Here is a 4,920-nt window from a genome sequence, read left to right on the forward strand (position 1 = left end):
CCCGCAGCGCGGCCCCGTTCTGGTCGTACTCGCCCAGCAGATGGCCCGCCTGGTCGTACACGAAGACCACCGTGCTTTGCGGCCCGGTGCTGCTCACCTTGCGCACGCGCTGCCCGGCCGCGTTGTAGGTGTAGCGCGTCGTCACGCCGGCCTTGGTGATCGTCGCGAGCTGGCCGCGCAGGTTGTACGTCGCCGTGTAGCCCGAGCCATCGGCTGCGCTGTCGCTGAGCGTGTTGCCCGCGTTGTCGAACACGAGGCTGCGCGCCGGGTTCGTGATGCTCGTGGTGCGGTTGCTCGTTGGCTCCACGCTGTACGCACTCGGGCTGCCGTTCAGGCTCAGGCCGGTGCGGTTGCCGTTCGCGTCGTAGTGGATCGCCCAGCTCGCCGCGTTCGTCGTGATGCCGGTCAGCCGGCTGTTCTCGTCGTAGCCGAACACCTGGTCCAGCGCCGGCTGCGCCGTGCCGTCCGCGCTCAGGTGCGTGAAGCTCACGAGGCGGCTCGCCTCGTCGTAGCGCACATCCCGCAGCGCCTCGCCCAGCGGGTAGCGGATCGCCCGGCCCGCCAGGTCGAAGTGGCGCTCGTTCACCTTCGTGCCGCTCGCCATCGCCCAGCCCCAGCGCTTGACCGTGCCGGCGAACGGCGTCCACTCGATCTGCGTGATCAGCGGCGTGCCGCCCAAGGTGATCTCGATGACCTCGCCATCCACCCAGGTCAGGCCGAGCTGCCGGTTCGATGGGTAGCTGATGCCGCGCAGGTTGCCCAGTGGGTACCGAGCGGTCGATTGCGCGGGCTATGGCCCTCACTCCAAACCCTTGCTGCCGCAGGCTCGCAATGCTGCTGCAATTGTTGGTATCTCGTCTTGTGCATTCGCTGACCTTACCTGTTGGCAAGGTGTTGCACTTCAGACTTGAGACCGCCAAGATTGGCATTGCAAGTTCGAAGCTGCGTCGTTTTGGCGATATTTTCCAGGCCACCCGCTATTACCATGCAATCGACGCATCAAAAATGATACTTTATGCTAGTGCCGCTCGGCCACAAATTCATTTACAAATTTCACCGCCGCCTCTATATCCCGCCCTAAATAGTCTTGCCAGAAGTCATTCATTGCAAGCCAACCTTGAAAATCCAGCAGTACTTCCAACTGTCGGTCGGTCAGTTCGCCAAGTACCACTCGCACCGCGTCAGCGGCAGTGATCGATGGTGATAGGAAATAAATCAAGGACTCGATCTCGATGCGGTTTGACAAGTTTTCGTCCGCGACAACATCACGCAGAAATTTCGAAATAAACCACCTCCAGCCCTTCGGCGCAAGGTGTTGCTGTATCCTCGCCATGGTCGCCAACCCTGCGCGAGTGATAGGCACGCGCCCCCACTGCTCTAGCTCGGCGGCAAGCAAGGAGCAATCGGAACACTCCTCACCATGCCGAAGCATAGATTCGATTGGAGAAAATTCTCCGACCGGAAATGCCATCTCGATGCGAGCGGCAAGTGCGATTCTGTCAGTCATTGGCAGGTATCTTTGCAGTAACGTCTGACGAGGTCGTCGGCATTGCGAAGTCTTCGATCAATGTCATCATGAGTCTGAGGGTCGTGCTTGGTATCCGTGCCGCCATGCCACTTTTTAGTGTTGGCCTCTCGCAGCGCCTTGCACTGTTTTACACGATCCAACAGACGCTTGGCAACTTCGCATTTGTCGGGCTTTGCCCACCCAGCATTTGCTTGCTCCAGTGTACGCTCGAAGTTGATATCACTCGTGTCACTACAAGCATTTTTATATTGCCAATAGTTTGCGGTGCTTTCTATTCCACGCTGGAGTTCCGGATTACTGGGGGCGGGGCTGGTACTCGGGGCCGCAACTGGCTTTTCTGCTCCACTTGCAATCAAGTATGTCGCCGACGCTACAGCTACTGTCGCCGTAGTCGCGGTTATCGCCTCTCCAACCCAAGCGGCAACCAAGTACACAGCCATCGGCAGCAATAGTCCCTGGGGATCCGTATACGAATTCGGATTTCCGGCAACATATTGATATGTATTAACGCCACCAGCCAGTCCAATCGGATCACTCTGCGTGTACTGCCCACCCGCCGCGTTGTAGTACCGGTGGTAGTTGTAGAACAGCCCACTCTCCGCATCCGCATACTGCCCCGGGAACCTCAGGTTCTGCGTAAAGGCCCCCAGCCCGCTCGGGTTGGTCTCCGGCGCGCTCGTSCCGAAGGGCTCSGCCAGCCAGCGCCAGCGCACCCGGTTCTGGCGGTCCACCACCACGCGCGGTGTGTTCAGGTGATCGCTGTGGATGAAGTACACCAGCGGCTCGCCTGATGGGTTCGCCGGGTCGGGCGTGAACATCGCCATCGGCGTGTCGCGCAGCCACACGTATTCCCGCAACGCGGCGCCGTTCTGGTCGTACTCGCCCAGCAGATGGCCCGCCTGGTCGTACACGAAGACCACCGTGCTTTGCGGCCCGGTGCTGCTCACCTTGCGCACGCGCTGCCCGGCCGCGTTGTAGGTGTAGCGCGTCGTCACGCCGGCCTTGGTGATCGTCGCGAGCTGCCCGCGCAGGTTGTACGTCGCCGTGTAGCCCGAGCCATCGGCCGCGCTGTCGCTGAGCGTGTTGCCGGCGTTGTCGAACACGAGGGTTCTGGCCGGGCTCGTGATGCTCGTCGTGCGGTTGCTCGTCGTCTCCACGCTGTACGCGCTCGGGCTGCCGTTCAGGCTCATGCCCGTGCGGTTGCCGTTCGCGTCGTAGTGGATCGCCCAGCTCGCCGCGTTCGTCGTGATGCCGGTCAGCCGGCTGTTCTCGTCGTAGCCGAACGCCTGGTCCAGCGCCGGCTGCGCCGTGCCGTCCGCACTCAGGTGCGTGAAGCTCACGATGCGGCTCGCCTCGTCGTAGCGCAGGTCTCGCAGCGCCTCGCCCAGCGGGTAGCGGATCGCCCGGCCCGCCAGGTCGAAGTAGCGCTCGTTCGACTTGGCTCCATCGGCCATGGCCCACTGCCAGCGCTTCACCGTGCCAGCGAACGGCGTCCACTCGATCTGCGTGATCAGCGGCGCGCCGCCCAGCGTGATGYCGGTGACCTCGCCGTCCACCCAGGTCAGGCCCAGCTGCCGGCTCGACGGGTAGCTGATGCCGCTCAGGTTGCCCAGCGTGTAGCCGTAGGCCACGGTGTGCGTCAGTTGCGCGACGTTGCTGCCGGTGCTGGCCTCGACGCGCTGCACGTCGCTGACCACCGCGCCCTGGTCGTCGTAGCCGTACTGCGCCGAGCCACCCGGGTAGCTGCTGCTGGTGAGCTTGCCCGCGCCGTAGCTGAAGCCCGCGCCGGTCTGGCTGTAGGCGAGCGTCACCGTCTCGCTCGGCTGGCCGGCCTGCGTGTAGGTAGCTCCCGTCAGCCGATCACTCGCGTCGTAGTCGTAGGTCGTCAGCACGCCCCGGCTGTCGGTGCGGGTCTTCAGGTTGCGGGCCGCGTCGTAGGTCAGGCTCTCATTGCCGGTGTCCGGGCTGATCACCTGCGTCGCATCACCCAGGCCGTTGCGCGGGTACTGCGTCGCGAGGTTCCTCGGGTCGGTCACCTGGGTCGTGCGGTCCCCGCCGTCGTACTCGAAGCGCGTCGTGCCATTCTTCGGGTCGGTCGTGTCCTTCACCCGCTCCAGCGCGTCATACGTCAGCCGCGTCTGCAGGTTCAGCGTGCCCGCGCCTTGCGTGATCTTCGTGCGGTTGCCCTGCGCGTCGTGCTCGTAGCGCTCCAGSGGCAGTGGTGAGGCCGGCARCGGCGGGAAGGCYTGTGTTGCCGGCGCCACATCCGTCACGCCGGCCTGCTGCACACGYCCGAGCRCATCCATCAACGCGTTCAGGCTCTGCTGCAACTCGCCSRSYGGRTCYTTCACCCGCTGGTCGACYCGGTTGCCGGCGTTGTCCAGCACRTACTCGATGCGGTTGCCCCTCTTGTCCGYCACCGCCACCACCCGGCGGGCGTCGTCGTACTCGTAGCCCACCCAGCTGYCGTCGGGCAGCGTCACCTTCGTGAGCTGGCCGGCGGCGTCGTACGCGTAGSCCGTCGTCTGCACGCCCACCGTGCGGCTCAGCATGCGCTGGCGCAGGTCGTAGGTGTAGGTCGTSAYGACRCCGGTCGGGCCGGTGCTCYGCAGCACCTGGCCGGACCTSGCGTACTTCGTGAAGGTGGTCGTCTCGCCGGTCGGCAGCGTGATGCTCTTCAGATCGCCCCGGGTGTGGTCCTCGTTGGTGTCGAGGTGGTAGCTGSTGACCGTCGTGTCGTTGGCGTCGCTGCGCGAGCCCTTGGCCGTGAGCACCCGGCCGTCCGCGTCATAGGTCCAGCTCTGGACCTCGTTCGCCACCGCGGTRTTGAACAGCGACGGCACCGCCGGCGTCACCGGCTTGCCCGGCAGGCCKGCCGCCGGCGGCGTGAAGGCCGCGGTGTAGCGCGCCACGCCCTGGGTGATGCGCACCTCGTCGACCGCGCCGTTCAGGTACCACACGCCCTGGCCCGTGTCCGGCGTGCGGCCGATGTTCACCGGCGTGCTCGATGGGTAGATCGCCCCGTTGATCGCCACCGGCGCGCTCGGCACACCGTTCAGGAAGATACGCAGCGCCGTGCCCTGGCGCACCACCGCGACGTGGGCCCAGGTGTTCAGCGGGATCTGGTTCGCATGCCAGAGGCTGCCGGCATCGCTCGACCCATCCTGCGACCAGCGCGTGGCCACCGAGCCGTTGGGGCCGGTCAGGATGTCGAAGCCCCGCGCCCCACCGTTGCCGTAGTTGCTCAGCAGCGTCGCGAAGTTGCCGTAGGCGTTCAGCCGCACCCAGGCTTCCACGGTGAAGTCATTCGCGCCCAGGTCCAGCGCCGCGCTCGGGGCGGTCACGTAGCTGCCCTGGTTGCCATCCAGCGCCAGGCCGCCACTGCCATAGCG

2 protein-coding genes and 1 pseudogene are annotated in these 4,920 nt (G+C 64.9%); all 3 read right to left on the bottom strand.

Going from position 1 to position 4,920, the window contains the following annotated elements; translation table 11 throughout:
- Window positions 1-706: pseudogene (locus AC1DXV_RS31340) on the bottom strand (type IV secretion protein Rhs); the annotation flags it as partial.
- A 312-nt stretch (window positions 707-1,018) separates the two neighbouring features.
- The gene (locus AC1DXV_RS31345; protein WP_477866984.1) at window positions 1,019-1,507 is read right to left on the bottom strand and encodes an MBT domain-containing protein; all 489 of its coding nucleotides are present in this window, start codon (window positions 1,505-1,507) and stop codon (window positions 1,019-1,021) included.
- Window positions 1,504-4,920 (bottom strand): LamG-like jellyroll fold domain-containing protein (locus AC1DXV_RS31350; RefSeq protein ID WP_477937383.1); only part of this gene is annotated, 3,417 nt, incomplete at its 5' end. The genes AC1DXV_RS31345 and AC1DXV_RS31350, both read right to left, overlap by 4 nt.

Source organism: Rhizobacter sp. P3_C12 (genome assembly GCF_056402735.1).

Coding starts and splice junctions, on each gene's coding strand:
- AC1DXV_RS31345 (WP_477866984.1), bottom strand. CDS start 1,507: ATGACTGACAGAATCGCACTTGCCGCTCGCATCGAGATGGCATTTCCG.